Annotated in this window: 21 protein-coding genes and 1 other annotated feature; of the genes, 4 read left to right on the forward strand and 17 right to left on the reverse strand. The window is 39.1% G+C overall.

Annotated elements, in window-relative coordinates:
• Positions 1 to 19: 19 nt before the first annotated feature.
• Complete coding sequence (gene tyrS, locus Q5794_RS24665; protein WP_013085222.1) at positions 20 to 1279, reverse strand: tyrosine--tRNA ligase; 1260 nt, start codon at positions 1277 to 1279, stop codon at positions 20 to 22.
• 75 nt (positions 1280 to 1354) lie between these two features.
• Positions 1355 to 1565 (reverse strand) — a binding site (T-box leader).
• A 139-nt stretch (positions 1566 to 1704) separates the two neighbouring features.
• A complete protein-coding gene (gene acsA / locus Q5794_RS24670; protein ID WP_075419730.1) occupies positions 1705 to 3420 on the reverse strand; it encodes an acetate--CoA ligase in 1716 nt (571 codons plus the stop codon).
• A 284-nt stretch (positions 3421 to 3704) separates the two neighbouring features.
• On the opposite strand from acsA, the gene Q5794_RS24675 reads away from it, so the two are divergent.
• Genes Q5794_RS24675 through Q5794_RS24685 form a run of 3 tightly spaced genes read left to right on the forward strand, consistent with a single transcriptional unit; the run spans position 3705 to position 6172 of the window.
• Positions 3705 to 4337 (forward strand): N-acetyltransferase, encoded by a 633-nt coding sequence (locus Q5794_RS24675; protein WP_192995575.1) that lies wholly within the window; start codon positions 3705 to 3707, stop codon positions 4335 to 4337.
• Positions 4338 to 4367: 30 nt separating this feature from the next.
• Positions 4368 to 5009, forward strand: coding sequence for an acetoin utilization AcuB family protein (locus Q5794_RS24680; protein ID WP_374988506.1), 642 nt, complete (start codon positions 4368 to 4370; stop codon positions 5007 to 5009).
• The gene (locus tag Q5794_RS24685) at positions 5009 to 6172 is read left to right on the forward strand and encodes an acetoin utilization protein AcuC (protein ID WP_016765740.1); all 1164 of its coding nucleotides are present in this window, start codon (positions 5009 to 5011) and stop codon (positions 6170 to 6172) included. Before Q5794_RS24680 ends, Q5794_RS24685 begins: the two co-directional genes overlap by 1 nt.
• Before the next feature lie 28 nt (positions 6173 to 6200).
• On the opposite strand, the gene motS is transcribed toward Q5794_RS24685, so the two are convergent.
• The 8 genes from motS to Q5794_RS24725 all read right to left on the reverse strand — a co-directional run bounded on the left by motS (position 6201) and on the right by Q5794_RS24725 (position 12322).
• Positions 6201 to 6857: a flagellar motor protein MotS gene (motS, locus tag Q5794_RS24690; protein WP_098901195.1), complete on the reverse strand. Its 657-nt coding sequence runs from the start codon at positions 6855 to 6857 to the stop codon at positions 6201 to 6203.
• A complete protein-coding gene (gene motP, locus Q5794_RS24695; RefSeq protein WP_374988507.1) occupies positions 6847 to 7650 on the reverse strand; it encodes a flagellar motor protein MotP in 804 nt (267 codons plus the stop codon). Before motP ends, motS begins: the two co-directional genes overlap by 11 nt.
• 54 nt (positions 7651 to 7704) lie before the next feature.
• The gene (gene ccpA / locus Q5794_RS24700; protein ID WP_013059493.1) at positions 7705 to 8703 is read right to left on the reverse strand and encodes a catabolite control protein A; all 999 of its coding nucleotides are present in this window, start codon (positions 8701 to 8703) and stop codon (positions 7705 to 7707) included.
• Positions 8704 to 9260: 557 nt separating this feature from the next.
• Positions 9261 to 10337 carry a bifunctional 3-deoxy-7-phosphoheptulonate synthase/chorismate mutase gene (locus tag Q5794_RS24705; protein WP_374988508.1) on the reverse strand — a complete coding sequence of 359 codons (1077 nt, stop codon included), beginning with the start codon at positions 10335 to 10337 and terminating at the stop codon, positions 9261 to 9263.
• Positions 10338 to 10577: 240 nt separating this feature from the next.
• Positions 10578 to 10712 carry a hypothetical protein gene (locus Q5794_RS24710; protein WP_264295248.1) on the reverse strand — a complete coding sequence of 45 codons (135 nt, stop codon included), beginning with the start codon at positions 10710 to 10712 and terminating at the stop codon, positions 10578 to 10580.
• 103 nt (positions 10713 to 10815) lie between these two features.
• Positions 10816 to 11139: a bacillithiol system redox-active protein YtxJ gene (gene ytxJ, locus Q5794_RS24715; protein WP_221784698.1), complete on the reverse strand. Its 324-nt coding sequence runs from the start codon at positions 11137 to 11139 to the stop codon at positions 10816 to 10818.
• A 214-nt stretch (positions 11140 to 11353) separates the two neighbouring features.
• Complete coding sequence (locus tag Q5794_RS24720; RefSeq protein WP_013059496.1) at positions 11354 to 11809, reverse strand: YtxH domain-containing protein; 456 nt, start codon at positions 11807 to 11809, stop codon at positions 11354 to 11356.
• A gap of 27 nt (positions 11810 to 11836) precedes the next feature.
• Positions 11837 to 12322, reverse strand: a complete 486-nt coding sequence (locus Q5794_RS24725) for a DUF948 domain-containing protein (protein ID WP_013085231.1) — start codon at positions 12320 to 12322, stop codon at positions 11837 to 11839.
• Positions 12323 to 12604: 282 nt separating this feature from the next.
• Between Q5794_RS24725 and Q5794_RS24730 the strand changes: the two genes are divergently transcribed.
• Entirely contained in the window at positions 12605 to 13720 is a 1116-nt protein-coding gene (locus Q5794_RS24730) for an aminopeptidase (protein WP_057244958.1), read from the forward strand.
• Between the two features lie 41 nt (positions 13721 to 13761).
• On the opposite strand, the gene murC is transcribed toward Q5794_RS24730, so the two are convergent.
• The 7 genes from murC to Q5794_RS24765 form a co-directional block, all read right to left on the reverse strand.
• A complete protein-coding gene (gene murC / locus Q5794_RS24735) occupies positions 13762 to 15063 on the reverse strand; it encodes a UDP-N-acetylmuramate--L-alanine ligase (protein ID WP_013059499.1) in 1302 nt (433 codons plus the stop codon).
• A 185-nt stretch (positions 15064 to 15248) separates the two neighbouring features.
• Positions 15249 to 15902, reverse strand: coding sequence for a nicotinate phosphoribosyltransferase (locus Q5794_RS24740; protein WP_374988509.1), 654 nt, complete (start codon positions 15900 to 15902; stop codon positions 15249 to 15251).
• Positions 15903 to 16231: 329 nt separating this feature from the next.
• On the reverse strand, positions 16232 to 19336 hold the full coding sequence (locus tag Q5794_RS24745) for a DNA translocase FtsK (protein WP_374988510.1): 3105 nt from the start codon (positions 19334 to 19336) through the stop codon (positions 16232 to 16234).
• Positions 19337 to 19765: 429 nt separating this feature from the next.
• Positions 19766 to 20371 (reverse strand): YtpR family tRNA-binding protein, encoded by a 606-nt coding sequence (ytpR, locus tag Q5794_RS24750; RefSeq protein WP_282279034.1) that lies wholly within the window; start codon positions 20369 to 20371, stop codon positions 19766 to 19768.
• A gap of 2 nt (positions 20372 to 20373) precedes the next feature.
• Entirely contained in the window at positions 20374 to 21186 is an 813-nt protein-coding gene (locus Q5794_RS24755; protein WP_374988511.1) for a DUF1444 domain-containing protein, read from the reverse strand.
• 72 nt (positions 21187 to 21258) lie between these two features.
• Entirely contained in the window at positions 21259 to 21576 is a 318-nt protein-coding gene (locus tag Q5794_RS24760; protein WP_013059504.1) for a thioredoxin family protein, read from the reverse strand.
• 153 nt (positions 21577 to 21729) lie between these two features.
• On the reverse strand, positions 21730 to 22254 hold the full coding sequence (locus tag Q5794_RS24765) for a DUF84 family protein (protein WP_214987565.1): 525 nt from the start codon (positions 22252 to 22254) through the stop codon (positions 21730 to 21732).
• Between the last annotated feature and the right edge of the window lie 20 nt (positions 22255 to 22274).

The following is a 22274-nucleotide window of genomic DNA, read 5'->3' on the forward strand; positions in this document are numbered from 1 at the left end:
AGGCCTTTCGGCCTTTTTTTTATGCGTATTGAATAAGCGTATATTTTTTCTTGCCTCGACGAATCACTGTGAATTGACCTTCAATACGGTCTTCTGCACCTACTGTTTTTTGTAAATCTTGTTCACGCTCACCGTTTAAGTAGATCGCACCGTTTGAAATATCTTCACGTGCTTGACGTTTAGAAGGAGAAATTTTACTTTCTACAAGTAGATCAATTAAACCAATATCTTCACCTGTATGCGTGTAAGAAGGAACATCCTTGAATCCTTGCTTAATTTCTTCTGCTGTTAACTCTGAAATACTTCCGCTAAATAAAGCTTGCGAAATACGAATTGCTTGCTCAAGAGCTTCTTCACCGTGTACAAGCGTAGTCATCGCTGCCGCTAGTGCTTTTTGTGCTTCGCGTTTTTCAGGAGCTTCTTTTGCAGAAGCTGCTAATTCATTAATTTCCTCGTGTGATAAGAATGTAAAGTATTTTAAATATTTTATAACATCACGATCATCTGTATTAATCCAGAATTGGTAGAATTCATACGGACTTGTTTTTTCAGGGTCTAACCAAATTGCTCCGCCTTCTGTTTTACCGAACTTCGTCCCGTCCGCTTTTGTTACAAGCGGAACTGTTAATCCAAATGCTTTTGCATCTTCTTCTGATTTACGAATTAATTCTAAGCCAGCCGTAATATTTCCCCATTGGTCGCTGCCGCCAATTTGAAGCTTACAGTTATATGTTTGGTATAAATTCAAGAAATCGTATGACTGTAAAATCATATAGCTAAATTCCGTAAATGAAATGCCTGATTCGATACGAGATTGAACAGAATCCTTTGCCATCATATAGTTAATACCAAAGTTTTTACCGATATCTCGTAGGAATGTAATAACATCTAATGAGCCAATCCAGTCATAGTTATTTGCAATAACCGCTGCATTTTCACCTTCTTCGAAATCTAAGAAGCGTGAAAGCTGACCTTTAATACGCTCACTAAACATGGCAACCGTTTCTTTTTCATTTAACGTACGCTCTGCTTTTTTACCGCTTGGATCTCCAATAAGACCCGTACCTCCACCAACTAATGCAATTGGTTGGTGTCCAGCTTGTTGAAAGCGACGTAAAATTAAAACAGGAAGCATGTGGCCGATGTGAAGGCTGTCGGCTGTCGGATCGAATCCGCAGTATAAACGAACAGACTCTTTACTCAAAAGTTCACTTAAACCTTTTTCATCCGTTTGTTGGTTAATGAGCCCTCGAAACTCAAGATCTTGTAAAATATCCATGTTATATATTCTCTCCTTTATCTAATTGCTCGTTACAATTTGTTGAACAACATAAAAAACGCCCCTTCTTAAAAAAGAAGGGACGAAAATATCGCGGTACCACCCTATTTGGAAATAAATTATTTCCCACTTAAATGATTTAACGGTCTACCCGTCTTTTGCTACTGTAAGTTCACAAAAGATGCTCAAGGACGTATTTCATATTTGTCTATGTACTGATTTTCAGCAACCATCAGCTCTCTTAAACAGGGAGACAAGTATTACTTCTTCCTATCACTGCAGTTTATTTTATTTAAAAGTTTACACCCCACAATTATGAATGATTTCATTTTAAAATTCAAGTCCAAAAAAAAGTTCAAACAGCTGGCTGTTTGAACTTTATAAAAATCATTTATTTTCCCTACAAAGATTGAAACGTTTACTCCTTAGTCTTCCATCGTTGACAAATCGCCCGTAGGCAAATCTAATTCCCACGCTTTTAAAACGCGACGCATAATTTTACCACTTCGTGTTTTAGGTAGCTTATCTTTAAACTCGATTTCACGCGGGGCTGCATGAGCAGCTAACCCTTTTTTCACAAATTGACGAATATCTTCAATCAGTTCATCTGAAGATTCATACCCATCTCTAAGTGCGATAAATGCTTTAATAATTTCCCCGCGCACAGGGTCAGGCTTACCAATGACCCCCGCTTCTGCTACAGCAGGATGTTCAACAAGCTTACTTTCTACTTCAAATGGACCCACGCGTTCTCCTGCCGTCATAATAACATCATCGATTCGGCCTTGGAACCAAAAATAACCGTCTTCATCCATATACGCCGAATCACCTGATACGTACCAATCACCTGGCATAAAATATGACTCATATTTTTCTTTGTTGTTCCAAATCGCATGCATCATAGATGGCCAGCCTTTTTTAATTGCTAAGTTACCCATTCGATAAGGTGGAAGCTCTTGTCCTTGATCGTCAACGATTGCTGCTTGTACACCTGGAATTGGTTTCCCCATAGATCCTGGCTTAATTTTCATAGACGGATAATTACAAATCGTCTGACCGCCAGTTTCAGTCATCCACCACGTATCATGAATACGTTTTTGGAACACCTTCATTCCCCAGCGTACCACTTCAGGATTTAACGGTTCTCCCACACTTAATACATGTCTGAGATTGCTTAAATCATAGCGTTTAACTAAGTCATCACCAGCACCCATTAGCATACGAAAAGCTGTAGGTGCACTGTACCAAACCGTTACGCCAAAATCTTCAAGTGCTTGATACCATGCATCTGGACTAAATCGTCCTCCTACAATCACATTGGTTGCTCCAGCAAGCCAAGGACCAAAAATCCCATAGGAAGTCCCCGTTACCCAACCGGGATCTGCTGTACACCAATACACATCGTCATCTTTTAAGTCGAGTACCCACTTTGCAGTTTGATAGTGCTGAAGCATTGCGTTGTGAACATGAAGTACGCCTTTTGGTTTGCCAGTTGAACCTGATGTATAATGAAGCAGCATACCATCTGTTCTATCTACCCACTCAATTTCCACCTCTTTATTCGCCGCTTCTAATCGCTTCAGAAAATCTAGTTGAATGCCTTCTTCTTCTACATTTTCCCCTACAAGGAGAATGTGTTTTAAAGCTGGCAAATCTTTCACCGGAACGCGGCTCAGCAATTCAGGCGTTGTAATTAACACTTTTGCATCACTGTCTTGCAAACGATCTTTTACTGCACCTTCCATGAACGCTTCAAATAAAGGCCCAACAATAGCGCCAAGCTTCACCGCGCCTAACAATGCAAAATAAAGTTCCGGAGAGCGAGGCATAAAGATAAACACGCGATCTCCCTTCTCTACGTCTGCTTGTTTTAGCACGTTTGCGGCTTTGTTTGACCATTCTTTCATTTCTTTGAATGTATATTTTTCATTGCGCTGCGCATCTCGATAATAAAGCGCAACTTTATTTTTACGTGTAGAGTTTGCGTGCTTATCAATCGCTTCATAAGCTGCATTTAATTTACCTGTTTCATGCCATGAAAATTCCTTCTCCACTTGTGACCAGTCAAAGGTTTGATACGTTTTATCATAGTCCTGTAAGTTGTATACCCCTTCAATTACAGGAAGCGCTTCCACCTTCATCACAAACTCCCCCTTATGTATAAAATTTACAAACCTATTATATAACAAAAATATACTTTTCACAATTTTATAAAAATTATTTGTCGGAATTAGGATAATAGTCTCCCTTGTTATATGACAACCTTTGTTATAGAAGTGCCGAATTAACAAGAATCTCTTTTAATTTTCTATTCTATGTTTTTTAAAAAACTCCTTTTCTTTCATTTAATTTTTTGAAAACGCTTTAATATAGAGTTTTTTTTGTATTATAATACAGATAAGACTGCTTGAAGGTGGTGATTCATGTGAAACATTCCCAAACATACAATATGAAAGAACTAAAAACAGCTGTTGGGGCAATTGTTATTGAAGGACCTGTCTCCTCCCAGACCTTGCAACAACTTGATTTTCATGAGCAACTAACGGCCTTTCGTCCACCTGAACAGCAAAAAGAAGCATTGATCGAGATTGCCAACTTGCCTGAAGGTAGAATCATTATTGCTCGCCATCATTATACAATCATTGGTTACGTAACTTTTTTATATCCCGATCCTCTAGAACGATGGTCGGAAGGAAATATGGAGAATTTAATCGAATTAGGAGCTATAGAGGTAGCCGCTCCATTTCGCAGCTACGCTGTTGGTAAAAACTTGCTTATCGTATCTATGATGGATGATGCAATGGAAGATTATATTGTCATTACGACAGAATACTACTGGCATTGGGATTTAAAAGGAACAGGGCTAAATGTGTGGGATTACCGCAAAATTATGGAGAAAATGATGAATAAAGGCGGACTGACGTGGTTTGCCACAGATGATCCGGAGATTAGCTCCCACCCTGCTAATTGTTTGATGGTAAGAATCGGGAGCAGAGTACCTCAAGAAAGCATACAAGAATTTGATAGCCTGCGCTTTCGAAATCGCTTTATGTATTAAGCTGACCTTTAAGAAAAGGAGCTGTGTCTGATGATTGTTGAAGAGATGATGAAAACTGATCTCGTTACCTTAACCCCCGACCATACGATTGCTGAAGCTATGAAACTTTTAGATACACATAAGATTAGACATATTCCTATCGTTAATGACCTTCATCACGTAGTTGGCATCATTTCTGATCGAGACGTAAGAGATGCAAGTCCATCTATTTTAGATAATACTTATACATCTGCTCTTCTATCCGAACCCGTGCGGATGATTATGCAAACAGAAGTCATTACAGCTCACCCTCTTGATTTTGTTGAAGAAATTGCAAGTGTTTTTTATGAACATCAAATCGGTTGTATTCCCGTCACAAAAAACAAGCGGTTAGTAGGCGTTGTTACCGAAAGAGATCTATTACATACGTTTATTCAGCTTACCGGCACCAATAAGCCAGGTTCACAAATTGAAATAAAAGTAGAAAATAAGGCTGGCGTGCTCGCTGAAGTTACATCCCTCTTTGGTTCAACGAGAACAAACATCTTAAGCGTACTTGTCTACCCTGATGTAGATGAACGATATAAAATCCTTGTGCTTCGCATTCAAGCTATTAATCCATTGATTAGTATAAATACATTAAAAGAAAACGGCTATGAGGTGTTGTGGCCTAAATTACCGGAGATGACGTAATGACTAGTAATGCTGTATTTATTTATTCAGATGATATTCTTTCGTACAAATTCAGCAATAATCATCCGTTTAACCAGCTTCGTGTTCAACTAACATATGAACTGTTACGGGAATTTGGCGCTTTAGGCAATCAAGATATTGTATTACCGCGGATGGCATCTGATGAAGAACTTCAGCTTGTCCATGATACTAGCTATATTCAAGCGGTAAAATTAGCAGGAAGCGGCGAGCTTTCTGTTGAAAAAGCAGCAGATTTTGGTCTTGGAACAGAAGATACACCTATGTTTCCCAACATGCATGAAGCCAGTGCATTTTTAGTTGGGGGTACACTTACTGCTGTAGATTATGTGATGACTGGAAAAGCTAAGCATGCTCTAAATTTAGGAGGAGGATTGCACCACGGCTTTCGAGGAAAAGCTTCCGGCTTCTGTATTTATAACGATAGTGCGGTAGCCATCAAATATATGCAGCAAAAGTACAACGCACGCGTTCTCTATGTCGATACAGATGCTCACCACGGTGACGGCGTGCAATGGACATTTTATGACGACCCTTCCGTTTGCACTCTTTCCATTCATGAAACGGGACGCTACTTGTTTCCAGGCACGGGAAACGTTAACGAACGCGGGCACAGTGAAGGCTATGGTTATTCATTTAATGTGCCTGTTGATGCTTATACGGAAGATGAGTCTTGGCTCGACGTTTATAAGACCTCTTTAAAAGAAGTAGCTGCTTTTTTTAAACCAGATGTTATCTTGACACAAAATGGAGCCGATTCTCATTATTACGATCCGCTTACTCATTTATGCGGCACCACGAAAATATACCGTGAGATTCCTAAAATTGCTCATGAAATTGCCCATGAATATTGTCAGGGAAGATGGATTGCGGTTGGCGGAGGAGGTTATGATATTTGGCGGGTTGTTCCTCGGGCTTGGTCATTCATTTGGCTTGAAATGATTGAACGAAAGGCAGAAGGCATGCTTCCTCTGTCATGGCTTGAAAAATGGACAAAAGTATCGCCTCACCCCGTTTGCACGCAGTGGGATGATGAACCTAATATCTATCAGCCAATTCCAAGAAAACCAGAAATAACAGAAAAAAACGCTCAAACTCTTGAGCGCGCTCTTTATCCTATTCGTTCTCATACATCTCATTCTTAAAAAAGGCTATACAAGCGTATGGCCTTTTTCACTGTGCTTCGGGATCTGAAATAATAATTTCGACGCGTCTATTTTTTTGTAGATTGCCATTAGACGTGTTCGGAACAAGCGGCTTTGTATCTCCGTATCCAAGTGCTTCAAAGCGGTTAGCAGAAAGAGAAAAATGGTTCGTTAAATAACGTATGACGCCGCTAGCACGCGCTGCCGATAGTTCCCAATTAGATGGATAACGATAGGTGTGAATGGGTCGATTGTCGGTATGACCTTCTACTTTAATATCATTTGGAATAGTACTGAATAACCTTCCTAATTCATCCAGAAAAGGGGTACCTTTTTTCAAAATGTCCGCTTGTCCTGTTTCAAACAGCACCTGTTCTTGTAAAATAAGCACAACTCCGCGTTCATCTCGCTTAGCAGTAATGACATTCTGAAGCTTATTTTCCTTCAGGTAATCCTGCACTTTCGCTAAAATGTTATCCAGCTTTTGAGACTGCTGGCTCTTTTCTACAGAAGCTAATGATCCACCGCTTGTAAGCGAATTGACAACGGTCTGAAACTTTTGATTATCAACGCTAGACATTGAAAATAGTAAAATAAAAAAAACTAATATTAACGTCACCAAATCAGCAAATGTTACCATCCATTTTGGCGACTGTGCCGAATACCTTTTTCTTCTACGCTTCACGAACGTGTTCTCTCTTTTCTTCCAGCTTTCGTTTTTCAACAGGGGCAAATACTTTTAGCTTTGCTTGCACAAAGCGAGAATTTTGACCCGCCTGCAAGCCGATGACACCTTCAATAATCACTTCTTTAACAAAAAGCTCATGCTCCGTTTTACCAGCTAATTTAGCTGCGATTGGCTGAAAAAACAAGTTTGAAAGCAGCGCCCCGTAGAAAGTCGTTAAAAGAGCAATTGCCATGTTAGGCCCAAGCGATGAAGGGGTATTAAGGCTTTTAAGCATTAGCACTAGCCCAACGAGCGTCCCAATCATTCCCCAAGCGGGGGCATAATCGCCTGCTTTTTCAAACATACTTCGACCTCTCGCATGTCTTTCTTCCACTGCAGCTATTTCACCTTCAAGCAGCTCTCGAATCATTTCCGGTTCTACTCCATCAATGGCTAGCAAAATACCTTTTTTCACAAATGAATCATCGATTTGTTCAAGCTCTGCTTCTAACGATAGAAGTCCTTCTCGACGCGCTTTTTCCGATAAATGTACAAATGTTCCTACAATTTCTTCTACGTTTATTTCTTTAGATTGAAACGCTTGTTTCCCTACTCTTCCCATATTTTTTAATTGTTTTAAAGGAAAGCTCACGCACAGCGTACCAAAAACGCCTCCCAGTACAATTAAAATCGATGGTACATCAATAAAAGCTAAAAAACCGCTTATTCCTCCACTTGAAATAACCCCAAACACAACCATAGAGATACCAATTAGTATCCCTATAGGTGTGAGCATATCAATTTTTTTCATATTCTATCTCCCCGTGTCTGAACTTTGGATTCGTTCTTATTCATTCACAGGTATTTATTTTGTAGATTGTCTGAACTCGATGCGGTGAGGAAGCTGTACAATGCTGCTGTCTACCGTTTCTTTGTTCATGTATTTTGTTAAGAGACGCATCGCTACTGCACCAATATCATACATTGGCTGTACAACAGATGTTAACTGAGGACGAACCATTGTTGAAAGTCTTGTGTTATCAAAACCGATAACTTCTAGATCGTTTGGTACATTCAACCCGCGATCTTGTGCCCCGTGAATAACGCCTAATGCCATTTCGTCCGTTCCAACGAAAATAGCAGTTGGCTTTTCATCTTCTTCTAATAGTTTTTCAACCGCTTCAATACCTGAATCGTACGTGTAGTCTCCTTCTACAATATAAGAATCACGTACAGGCAATCCGCTTTCAGTAAGAGCACGCTTGTACCCTTTTACTTTTTTCGCATGGTTGATTGGTTCTTCTAACGTACCTGAAACGAATGCAATATTTTTATGACCGCTGTCAATTAGTGATTGCACTGCATCAAAAGCTGCTTGTTCATAATCAATAGTTACAGATGGGATTTGGTTAGTTGATTCGATTGATGCTGCAAGTACAACTGGAACCGGTGATTTTTTTAGCTCTTCTACGTGTTCTTCTGTTACATTGCCACTCATGAAGATGATTCCGTCTACTTGTTTACCAAGCATGTTATTTAAAAGGTGAAGTTCTTTATCTTGATTTTGATCGGAGTTACTTAAGATGATATTATATTTGTACATCGTTGCAATATCTTCGATTCCACGCGCTAATTCTGCATAGAAAATATTTGAAATATCAGGAATGATAACTCCTACTGTCGTTGTTTTTTTACTTGCTAATCCACGCGCTACTGCGTTCGGACGATAGCCTAGTCTTTCAATTGTTTCTAATACTTTTTTTCTAGTTGATGGTTTTACATTTGGATTTCCGTTTACCACACGAGAAACCGTTGCCATCGACACGCTTGCTTCCCTTGCTACATCATAAATTGTTACGTTCACAACAAACACTCCTTATCGAAAAACATTTCGTTTATTTTATCCTTATTTCATTTCTTGTATTTACGTATATAAATCCATCTTCCTTTATAGAATGGCTATTTCTAGCTCCTTCACTCTTACATACAGCTTAGATACCCTGTATGCATCTAAATCATTCCTGTTATGCCCTTATTATTACGTGGCAAAGACAATTTTACCAGTTTATATGTAACAATGTAAAAGACGGTGTATATTAAGTAAATAAAAAAAGTGAATCGCGAATTTATATCATATGCAATCACAGAATGATAGCGAATATCTGTAACTACTATACGATACTATGTGCTTCATCGCAACGTATTTACCGCCTTTTTCCGACAAGTTTCACGAGAATTTCATAAATTCTTGTTTTTGGATTTGCACTTATTCTTTCCTATTTTGACAAAAGTTATCGACTGTTTTCAAAATACGTGATAATTTCGCTTATCTTTATTATAACGAAAGGCAAACAAGCTTGAAACCATTAAGTGCCTCAAACTTGTCATAAAAGTATACGAATTTTTCATTTTTACGTTTTTTTATAAATTTAAGTTACATATAGGTTTTAGCTGCTTCATAAATTCTGTAAATTGCGGGATATCCATTTGCTGAGCTGAATCAGAAAGTGCTACCGCAGGATCTGGATGAACTTCTGCCATAATTCCATCTGCACCAATGGCAAGAACCGCTTTAGCCGTTGGAACAAGTAAATCTCTTCTTCCCGTTGAATGCGTGACGTCGACTAAAACAGGTAAATGAGTTTCTTGTTTTAAAATGGGAACTGCTGAAATATCCAGCGTATTTCGCGTTGCTCGCTCATACGTACGAATTCCTCGTTCGCACAAAATCAGCTGATCATTTCCTTTTGAAACAATGTATTCAGCAGCATTAATAAACTCATCAATCGTAGCGGCTAAGCCTCGCTTTAATAAGACAGGCTTCTTCACCGCACCCGCTTCTTTTAACAGCTCAAAATTTTGCATATTACGAGCACCAATTTGAATCACATCTACGTATTCTACAGCTGTTTCAATATCAGCGGGATCGACAATTTCACTAATAACGGCTAAATCGTATTCGTCAGCTACTCTTTTTAAAATTTGCAATCCTTCTAAGCCAAGGCCTTGAAAATCATAAGGAGATGTTCTTGGCTTGTAGGCTCCGCCTCTAAGCATCCGCACGCCCTGCTGCTTCACGGCTTTTGCTACGGCTGCTACTTGCTCATAGCTTTCAACGGAACAAGGTCCTGCTACAAAACGCTGAAGTCCGTCACCAATTGTTTCTCCTTTTACCGTAACAATTGTATTTTCCGGCTTCTTTTTACGGGATACAAGAAGTGCTTTACGATGATCATCTTCTTGAAGCTCTAAATGAGCTTTGAAAATCTCTTTGAAAATATGTTGAAGCGTAGACGTTTGAAACGGTCCTTCATTCTTGCTTAAAATAGCATCAAGCATTGCTCGTTCACGAACGGGATCAAACCGTTTGGTTGACTGCATTCCTTTTAACTTTCCTATTTTTTGAACAAGCTCGCCTCGCTCATTAATAAGCTTTAACAGTTTCATATTTACTTCGTCAATTTGAGATCGCAAATGCTGAAGATCTGAATTTTTCATGTACGTCCACCCTTTCACTGATTTTAAAAAATCCGTTTAGCAGGGTTACTACATAAGATGATAGATGATGGAGGATATATGTAAGGGGCTTCTCTGCTTTTATGTGCTAAACTACATCTATTGTACGAAAAAGCGGATGAAACCGCAATCAGCTTATAAAAAAAGAAGTTGAGGCATAGGCTAAATCGCTCCAATCTAAAGGCGAATAAATGGGATAAACAATCTATTATGGATTGCTTGTCATACCGCTGTTGATTTCCGTGCAAGACTTCGCTTTTCGCGGGCGGCCGCTGAGCCTCCTCGTCGCTTACGCTCCTGCGGGGTCTCGCCTGTTTCGCTTTTCCCGCAGGAGTCTTCGTCTTGCCCTCCAATCAACCGCTAGAAGCAGCTTCATACAGTAAACCTACGTTCACCCTGCCAATGAAAAAATCCGAACGATTAATGTTCGGATTTTTCTTTTACTAAAATACTTTTTCGATTAGTGAGCTACGTTTTTCGCTAATTCGTCTTCGTTAATGTTCCAGTGAGAAACATGCCACTTCACTTTTCCATCTTCAAACAGAAGCGCTTGAGGTGATTCATGCTTCACTTCATACGTCTCAGCGATATAGTTAGATACATCACGTGAATCTTGAACATGAAGATAATAAGAAGGAATGTCTTCATGACTAGAAGCAAATGCTGAAAATGCCTCATGACCAGCTGCACTAATTGGACACGTTGTGCTGTGTTTTAAAAATAAAAAGCGATTGTTTTCCTTTACAACTTGTTCGAACTCTTCAACTGTTGAAATTTTTTTCATTTTTTTCACCCTTTCTGTACTTACTCTTAAGTTTACATGGTTTGACCGTTTCCATACAAAAAGAGTGCTCAGCTTTATGTATGATGCTAATAAATTCATTTATAAGGTGGAGTTTTTTCCTGCAATGAAAAGATTATTTACTTGTTGTTATCCAACCTAAATTACATACAAAAAAAAGCGTTCACCCTATAGGGTAAACGCTTTTGATTCTTTATTATGGTCGTGGCACTGTGCTTTCCACTTCATCTAGTGCTTTTTGAGCTTCTGTTAGCTTCTGCTGAACGTCCTCGTTGCTTTGAGACTCAACTTCATCAGCAAGCACTTCTAAGCTTGTTGGCGGTAATGCTTCGTGTTCAGGATCTACTTTACGGAAGTTTTTCACCTTGTCTACTACTTGTGAAGATTGCTCAGACAGTGTTTGTGATAAACCAGCCGTTTTTTCTTTAGCCGTTTGAGCAAACCCTTGTCCTTTTTCAACAGCGCTGTTTTTCGCTTGCTCCGTTTTTAAACGAACGTAAGCTGCCTGCTCATTTAAATCAGAACGGAACTCTTTACCTGATTTTGGAGCAAGTAGTAATGCCGTTGCAGCTCCTACAACTCCTCCAATCACTGTTCCTACTAAAAAGCCTTTATTTGAAGTATTGTTTGGTTTATTTGGTTTGTTTGACATATGCGTCTCCTCCTTTAAAGTTCATCCTTATGAAAATGAGCGTGAGCGTTGAACCGCTTTTTCTTTTACTTCAACAGGTACAGGCTCTGCTTCAACTTTTTTCTGTTTTCTTAATTTTATACGTTCCCATACGTCTAATGCAACATTGCTCCATTGAACGACTTGAGCAACAGTTTCTTTATTTTCTTCTACTTTCTCTGAAACGCTTGATGATACGCTTTTAATAGACTTATTTAGGTCTTGGATTGAGTCACCTACGCCTTTAACAGAATCCACCACTGTGTTCAGCGCTTCGGATTTACGCTGAATATCTTCAGCTAACAGATTAGTCTTATGTAAAAGTGCAGTTGTTTCGGCTGTGATTCCTGTCATTTGCTTTTCTACACCGTCTAAAGTACCTGCCACTGAATTTAATGTGTGCTGAACGGATTTCAATGTTTTGGACACGGAAACCACCAGGTAAAAAATCGCAATGGCAACAATAGCAGCGCTTAAATAAAGAATAATAACCATCTGTGCAAGGCACCTCCTATTTTCTTCTCTCTTGTTATAACTACTTTCCCAATTTTATAAACAATTAAACCTTCTATTCCCTATAGACTCTTTAACTTTACCATATTCTCTCTGCTTTTATTCAGAAAAAGGGAAGATTGCTACATTATTTCGCGATATATGAGTTATTTCCCTTCCTAAAGAAAAAAAGGATTTTAAAGCATAAAAACAAACAAAATAAGCTCAGTGGGGTACAATAGAAAGTGAATCACCAATCATTGTTATTTTAAGGAGGCACTATTTATGAAAGACCCTAGAATTTCCACATTAGCTAAAAATTTAATTAATTATTCTGTTCGCCTTCAAAAAGGAGAAAAAGTATTAATCGAAAACTTTGGACTTCAGCGCGAACTTGTGACAGCACTTGTAGATGAAGCGTACAAGGCGGGTGGCTATCCGTTTGTACTGCTAAAAGATCATTCGGTAGACCGAGCTCTTTTAAACGGAGCACAAGAAGAGCAGTTCAATATGATGGCAGACTTCGAAGCAAATGTGATGAAAGAAATGAATGCTTATATTGGCTTGCGTTCTGGTTCAAACATTTTTGAACAATCAGATGTTCCGGCAGATAAAATGAAAATCCAAGGGAATACGATCGGTAAAAAAGTACATAGAGAAATTCGCGTTCCAAAAACAAAATGGGTTGTTCTTCGCTATCCAAACGATTCAATGGCGCAGCTTGCTAAAATGAGTACAGAAGCATTTGAAGATTTTTATTTTGATGTATGTAACTTAGACTATGGCAAAATGAGCAAAGCGATGGATGCTTTAGTTGAGCTCATGAACCGTACGGACAAAGTGCGTTTAACAGGTGAGAATACAGACTTAACGTTCTCTATTAAGGATATTCCTGCAGTGAAGTGTGCCGGGGAAATGAATATTCCGGACGGTGAAGTATACACGGCTCCTGTACGTGATTCTGTAAACGGAACAATTTCTTACAACACTCCTTCTAACTATCAAGGCTTTACGTTTGAGAATGTATCCTTAACATTTAAAAACGGTAAGATTGTTGAAGCAACCGCTAATGATACAGAACGCATCAACGGCATTTTTGATACGGATGAAGGCGCACGTTTTGTTGGCGAATTTGCGATTGGCGTAAATCCATATATTCAACATCCAATGCAAGACATCTTATTTGATGAAAAAATTGACGGAAGTTTCCACTTCACTCCTGGCGAGTGCTACGAAGATGCGTATAATGGAAATAAGTCAAATATTCACTGGGATATGGTGATGATTCAGCGCCCAGAATACGGCGGCGGTGAGATTTATTTCGATGACGTGTTAATTCGTAAAGACGGGCTATTTGTCATTGAGGAATTAAAAGCGTTAAATCCTGAAAATTTAAAATGAGTTTTGAAATAAAAAAAAGGCACTCTCCTGAGTGCCTTTTTTTATGATACGGTTTGCTGATATAGTTTTTCAAACTTTTGAATGTCTCCAGCACCCATAAATACTAATACAGCTTCATTATGGTCTTTTAACGATTCAATTGTTTCTTCATTAATTAATTCAGCTCCGCTGATTTTGCTTCGTAAATCTTCAATTGATAATTTACCTTGATGCTCACGAGCTGATCCAAAAATGTCACATAGATATACTTTATCAGCGTGCTGTAAGCTTGCTGCAAAGTCCTCTAAGAACGTTTGTGTACGCGTAAAAGTATGCGGTTGGAAAACAGCCACCACTTCACGGTTTGGATACTTTTGACGAGCAGCTGAAATCGTTGCATTAATTTCCGTTGGATGGTGTGCATAATCATCGATCAGCACTTGTTTGCCAACGTTCTTTTCACTGAAACGACGCTTTACACCTTGATATGTTTTAAAACGCTCTTGCAGCACAGCAACGTCAATTTCTTCATAATGACAAAGTGCAATAACAGAAAGTGCATTTAAGATGTTATGGTCGCCATACCCTGGAATTTCAAATGATGCGTGGAATGTATTACGAACGAACACATCAAATGTTGTGCCTGTTGTGCTTTTTACGATATTACGTGCTTGGAAATCATTTTCTTCGCCTAATCCGTAATAAAGAACAGGTACCTTCGCTTGAATTTGCTGCAGATGTTCATCGTCACCACAGGCAATAATTCCTTTTTTGACTTGAAGTGCCATCTCTTGGAACGCGCTGAATACATCATCGATATTGGCAAAATAATCAGGGTGATCAAAATCAATATTCGTCATAATTGCATAGTCTGGCGTATAAGATAAGAAGTGGCGGCGATACTCACATGCCTCAAACGCAAAATACTTGCTGTCTTTTACACCTTTACCCGTACCGTCTCCAATTAAATATGAAGTAGGTTCAGCTCCTTGAATCACATGCGCTAACATACCCGTTGTGGATGTTTTCCCGTGTGCTCCTGTTACGGCTACACTCGTATACTGTTTCATAAAGTCACCTAAGAAACGGTGATAGCGTACAAGCTTGACTCCTTCTTTTGAAGCTGCTTCTGCAATTTCTTCATGCGTATCAGGAAAAGCATTTCCTGCGATTACAGTCATGCCGTCTTTAATATTATTTTTATCAAATGGTAAAACAGGAATTCCCTGCTGTTCTAGTGCTTTTTGCGTAAAAATTTCTTTTTCAATATCCGATCCTTGAACTTGAAAGCCCATATCGTTTAGGATTTGCGCAAGCGCACTCATTCCTGTTCCTTTAATACCTACAAAATGGTAAACTGTCATATAAAGAACCTCCAACATTCGTCTATCTGTAAGACAGTATATGACGGTTATCTAGAATTGCTCTTACAAACGTATATAAATGTCGTTTGATTGCTGATTTCACGATAACATTCGTACATTATATCACTTCTTATAACATAACTCCATGACTCCATTTCTACTCTCTTCCCTTGCGAAACGGCCTTTTATTGTGGCTTCATCACATAGTATATAGCCTGCTGTTTTAAAAACGAGCGCCATGTCATTGCATTTTTTTTGTCATTATATTGCGTTACTAACTGTTCAATGCGTTGTTTATGTCCTAAAAAGAAAGAGTCAATTAACACGTCATATCCGATTGATTTTATTTTTCGAATCCAAATTACTTGTTGTTCCTCTAAATTTGCAAATCTTCCTCTTACATCTTTGATGATAACCTGCTCATTTGTCAATGGGGTATATCCTTTTAAGAAAAACGAATTAGGTACTTTAGACACAATAATTGGCTCCAGTACACTCGTCAAAAAAAAGGCTCCTTGAATCAAAAACGACTCTGTTTTCTGCTTCGCCTGATCAGCTAAAAAAAGCTGCAGCAAGGTTTTCCCCTGAATGGTTACATATTCAAATGCAAACCACTGAAAAAATAATTGTTCATGGGAATCAGACAGAGGCGCCTCGTGAGGCAAGTTTACTAATTCTTTAAATAAATGTGAAGCCCGCACTTTTTCTCGTATATTCGTATAGCGGTTCACAAAAAAGAAATATTGATTGTAAAAGTCGCAAATAGCATTGTCAGACTGAAGCTGCTTTTGTTCACGAATTTCATTAAAGTTAATCAGTTCATGATTTTCTTCTGTCATTACTCTTCACTCGTACTCTAATTATTTTGGTTTGTCCTCTTTAAACGCCTTCATCTCATATGTTTCTGCTGGTGAGAAATGATAGCAAACTATCACATGCTAAAAAAGCAAAACACACATTATCCTTACATATAGTAAATCATTTTACTAGTTCTGACAAACCTTTTCCTTTTTTTCTTGATGGATTTCTTCCAAAATCTCTACTCAAATTCTGTATAAACGAACTTAAAGCAGGAAAAAAAGAAGCGACGGATACAGCGACAGAGCGTTAGCTCACACAATGCTGTATCCTGCTGATTTTGCATAGCCTCTTTTTTAACAAAAACAGCTTAAAATGTAGAAGTGGCTGTTTGACTTTCCATTTCTTGAAGCTCGTTTTCGGTAATGAGCACATCTCTCGGCTTGCTTCCTCTTGCTTCTGAAATAATTCCTTGCTGCTCCATCATGTCAATTAGGCGCGCTGCGCGATTGTACCCCATTCTGAAGCGTCTTTGCAGACTGGAAGTAGATGCACCGCCTTGGTCTAGCACAAACTCGCATGCTTCATAGAAAAGCTCATCTTCTTCATTTGAAGCAAAGCTTTGCTGCTTTTTCAACAAATCTTCTTGATCAAATAAGTATGTTGGCTTCATTTGTTTTTTGACATGATCTACAACGCGGTCAATTTCTTCATCTGAAACAAAGTTCCCTTGAATTCGAACACTTTTAGAAGAGCCGTTTTCAAGAAGCAGCATATCACCTTTACCTAGTAGCTTCTCTGCTCCCCCTGTGTCGATAATTGTACGTGAATCAACTTGCGAAGAAACAGAAAATGCAATACGCGTTGGCACATTCGCTTTAATTAAGCCTGTAATCACATCTACGGAAGGACGCTGCGTTGCAAGCAATAAGTGAATGCCACATGCTCTTGCTTTTTGTGCAATACGGCAAATAGCTTCCTCTACTTCCCCAGGAGATACCATCATTAAGTCGGCAAGTTCATCAATAATAATAACTAGATATGGCAGCTCCCCGCTTTTTTCATTATGTTCTTTTACACGTTCGTTGTATTTTGTAATATCACGTACGCCCGCATGTGCAAACAATTCATAACGGCGCTCCATTTCCTCTACTGCCCATTTTAAAGCTGTAGTAGCTGCTTTAGCATCCGTGATAACCGGGCTGACTAAATGCGGGATACCGTTGTAAGGAGCTAGCTCAACCATTTTAGGGTCAATTAACATAAGCTTGACTTCGTGCGGCGCAGCTTTATAAAGCAAGCTGACGATAATAGTATTAATACACACGCTTTTACCAGATCCTGTCGCTCCGGCAATCAAACCGTGAGGCATTTTATTCAAGTCAGTCACAACCGGCGTTCCTGAAATATCTAACCCTAACGCCACCGTTAAAGGAGAGTTATCTTTTCTAAAAGAAGGATGCCTCAAAATTTCACGAATTAACACCGGCTTACTTTGACGATTTGGCACTTCAATTCCAATCGTATTTTTCCCTGGAATTGGCGCTTCAATTCGGATATCACGCGCGGCTAGGCTCAGTTTAATATCATCTGTTAAATTCGTAATTTTGTTCACTTTCACACCGGGTTCAGGATGTACTTCAAATCTGGTCACGGTAGGACCTTGCGTGACGTTTACGACCTTAGCTCGAACGTTAAAGTTTTTTAATGTCATATCCAAAAGCTCACGCTGCTCATCCGCCCATTGATTATCTTCTTCAATAGCAGCTGGAGGAATGTTAAGCAAGTTCATTCCAGGAAATACATAAGGAGAAGAAGCCTTTACATTTACAGGTTCTTCAGCTTTTAACGAAGCCTGCGGAACCACTTCTTTGGTTTTTTCACCGTGAACTTCTTCTCGCCTACTTACTTCCGTTTTTTTTTGCAGAGCTTCTGCCTCCTGCCTTTGGTATGAACCTTGAGACGGCTGACTTTTTTCTCGAGCGCTGTTATTCATCTTTGTGCGGTCTTTTTTCAGCATCATCACGTTAAAAGGCACTAATCGCTTACCGCGAGCTCGTTCAGCATTTCCTGGCTGTTCTGCAGGTACAAGAGGTTCTACAGCTGACTCTTGCTGTACTTGTTCTTGTAACTCTTGACTTTCCTGTATACTGCTCTCTTCCTCTTTTATCACCGAATTTTCAAGCTCTTGGTGAACAACAGCCGATGCCGCTTCTGGTTGCCATTCATCAGCTGCGGGTTGCGATGAATTTAAACTTTCAGAATTCAGCTCATGTTCTGCTGCCATATGAACACTGTTTGCTGGCTCTTCTAGAATGACGTCACTTTCTTTCTCAGCAGCTGGAGCTTCTTCTTTCTTTCTAGGCTTTAGTGATTCTACTTCTTCTGCTGCTTGTAAAAACACTTCGCTTCCGTCCATCAACGTTTCTGCTTCTACTTCTTCAGTCTCATTTCCTATCTCTTGTTGGAGAGAAACTGATGATTCAGACGGGCGCGTTTCCTCTGAAATTGGAACTTCTTCGGCCGCTGTCATACCTTTCGCTAAATCCCAGTCAAGAGTTCTCTCTTGTCCCACTAACGGTTCGACCGCGTGTGATTCTTCAAAAGTTGGCACCTCTTCCTGTTCTTTTACGGCTACTGAAGAACTTGGCTTTTCTTCAGAAAATGATAGCTTCTCTTTTTGATTTTCCTCATATTGCTTCCACTGAGCAAAACGCTGAGAAGACAGTTGCATCATTTCTTCTGTTTCTTGAATCGGTGCTTCTTCGGCTATAGGCTTAGAAACTGGTTTTCTTAACGGCTCTACAACAGCTGTATTCATCGCTCGTCGGTAAATTTCATCTTCAAACGCTGCTTTTGATAACTGTGTACTCGGAAGCTCATATTCTACTACTTCCTCACTTCCGTTTTGTACAACATTAGAAGGCCGCTTATTAAACCCATAGACAGGTGAAGGAATTTCAGTCGGACGAAACGGACGTTTTCTTACTTGCGGAACCGCTTCTTTCTTTTCAGATACCGTTTTTAACGGCTGAGATACTGACTTAGGCTGCGTTAGCGCCGACTTGCGAACAGGCTCTTGATAAAACGGAGCCGGTGCCTTTTTTGCTACAGGCCTTGGTTCATTTTTAGGAGCTGCTGCCTTTTTTGCTTCTCCCGTATCATCAATTAAAGGAAAACGAAACGTTCCTTTTGGATATTGATAAGCTACTTTTGTATGAACATCTTGCTGCTCTTCACTGTAACTCCGCTTTTGCGTTCTGGCCGAGTGTGGAACAGAAGGTTTTGGCGTTGCTTTCATCACTGGCTTTTGATGAACTGACTGCATTTGTTTAGGCTTAGGAGCCTTCTTTTTAGGAATTGTTTTTTCTCTATTTAAAGGGTATTCTTCCGTTGTATTTCCATGTTCGTCTACAACGATTTCTTTCACTTCGTATCCTAGTAAATAATCCATTACTTTTCGTACAAAACCCATTTTTATCACTCTTTCTATCAGACTATCTTACCTCGTTTAGCCTCTTATACCGCAGTGCTGCGATATCTACAAAAAGCTATCCATGCATCCTTTATTTACCTTTGGCCTCAAAGTATTCTCTGAGATGGATATATATACTATCTTTTCATTTATCATTCTATCACGTATGCTTGAACTCTTACTATAAAATCTACTATTTTGCTTCCCTTATTTATACAGTAAAATTCCTCTTTGCAAAAATATTTTTTTGCGTCTAGTTAGCACTCATAATTAAACGCGAAAAAAGCCACTAGTATATACTAGTGGCTTTTAATTTTAACAAACCTTTTTAAGAATTGACAATTGCTTTTCAGCAACTGTAACGCTTTGAAATATACGTGTAAAAAAACATCATGCTTTTGCCCTATAAATCAGTATGGCACTCTGCTTTTATGCTTGAAAAGGTTGACCTACTTCATATTTGTCTTCAAGTACTAAAATCCCTTTTTCTTGAGGAGCGTTCGGAAGCGCCAGCTCTTTAGCAGAGCAAATCATACCTGAAGAAGGTACACCGCGCAGCTCTGCATCTTTAATGATCATACCACTTGGCATAACCGCTCCTACTTTTGCTACCACGACTTTTTGACCTGCGTCTACATTTGGTGCTCCACACACAATTTGAAGTGTCTCTGTGCCAACATCTACTTTACAGATATTCAGCTTATCTGCATTTGGATGCTTTTCTTTTTCTTGAACATATCCCACTACAAATTTAGGAGATAAATCCACTTCAAGTTTACCTTCAAAACCGCTTTCGCTAAGTACACGATTTACTTCTTCCACCATTTCTTCTGTTAATTCAAGAGAACCATTTCCCTCTACTTTTAACTTAGAAGAAGCATGAAAGATGTTATAGCCGGCTGTTATATTTGATTTTTGATCAAAGATACGCACAACGTCGCCTTTTGTTTCAAACGTGCGATTTTCAATTGCGATATCTTCTAGCTTGACGATTAATGTATCGCCGATACCTTCTTTATTATAAAAAAGATTCATAATTAGTCCCGTCCTTTACTACGATTTTTTCCTAGAATAAAAATAGGTTCTAGCTCACCGTTTTCGTATAAAAATGAAAGAGCTGTGATGGGTACACGTCCACTTGCAAAAAAGCTCATGGTCATTTGCGCAAGAATATCATAACCCGTTTCGTTTTTGATATCAGCTAGAATCAGCACATCTTGATGAGGTACTGCTACAGCCATTGTGCCCGAAACACTAGAAGCAAAATCTTGCAAAAATGCCTCGTTAAGAATTCGGCTTGCATCGTATCCATCGTTCTGATTTACAAAATAAAAATCATTGCCTGCTACCGTATCTTTTTTATGTGAAATCGGCAAAGAGCGAAGATTAAATTTAGCCATTTCCCGCACTGCGGATAGATCTAAATTTTCCTTGCGAATTAGTTTCTCATCTAATAGACGATATGTATTGCCTAAATCAAGCGCATAATAAATGCGTGTTTCAGCTGTATGTTCATCATAAATCAACGGCACGTCTTCATTCGATTTATCTGGAAAAGACGTTGAGCGAATAACTGGATAAATGCGCTTTTCTTTTCCCGTTACCTGCTGTTCATCGTTCATAACACGAAGAGCTTCTTTTATATAATATACCATTTCATCTAGAGCCGCTTCCTTTTTTTCTTCCCATTTTGCAATTAGCCCAGGTAAAGAAATGGTTACACCTTTTTTCGTTTCCTGATGTTCAACGCGCAGCGTATCTTTTTCACGATCAAATAAAAATGACCAATCCGCACCCGTTAATCGCTCTTCTAGTAGTTTTCTCATCTTTTGACTATTCATTTTCGCCATATTTACGCCTCCTTTTCTCATTTTTATGTATGAAGACTGATAGCTGTAGATCGCTATCAGTCTTCACTTGATTTATGCATTTAAGCCGTTAATAAACTCTTCAATTTCTTCTTTTGTTTTACGGTCTTTGCTGACAAAACGCCCTGTTTCTTCTCCGTTGCTGTAACCAACAAAGCTTGGAATTCCAAAGATGCTTAATTCTGCACAAAGATCGATAAAGTCGTCGCGGTCGACATAGTGAAATGTATACTCGCTATGATTCGCCTCAATTTCTGGAAGCACAGGCTCGATTACTCGGCAATCTGGGCACCAGTCTGCTGAAAACATCATGATATGTTTTCCTTCTTTAATGATTTCTTTGTATTGTTCAATTGTTTGCATTTTTTCCATTTTTCTTTCCTCCACTTTTTCTTTTACTTTCGTATTTAAACGGCTAAAGTCCTATACATTATTTAATCCTTCTACATCAAAACATAGTATATGAGTTGTTGCAACTATCATACACTGATGCTTTTCTATTATAAAGGGTTACAAAGAAATTTCCTATTGAATAGCTTGATTTGTCCTAAAATCCAGCTGTCCTTTTAGCATTAAAACAACCTGATAAAACATAGCGGTCCGATCTAAATTTCCATTGGTAAAAATACCGATTGCTCCTTCTTTTTTTCGAATATTCTTTTGGTTTGTATACACTTCCATAGCTTCGGCTAATTCTTTTTTATCATGACGAAGCATACCGGCTACCGCTTCAGGAAGCTGAATACGAGCCCCTCCACCTAAAATCGGTTCAAGGTCCTTACAGGTAACGAGACTTCCCCAATTGCAAAGGAATAAGCCATGAGGCGTTTCCTGCACCCCTCCTTCAAGCCCGATACCAATATCAGCACCTGTCTCTTTGACAGCAGCACGCGCGCGGTTAACCGCTCCTTGGATGGTTTCTTCGTCAGAAAAAGGCTGTGGCGACACCCCGGACTGCACGGCTACCTCTACATATGTAAAAGTATCTCCAAATACTTTTTTTACTGCATTTACTTTTGTTGGATTCTTCGTTCCGATTGCAATTTTCATTTTTTTCTCCTGTCATTATG

This window comes from Priestia megaterium, assembly GCF_041941685.1.
GTDB classification, from domain to species: Bacteria; Bacillota; Bacilli; order Bacillales; family Bacillaceae_H; genus Priestia; species Priestia megaterium_C.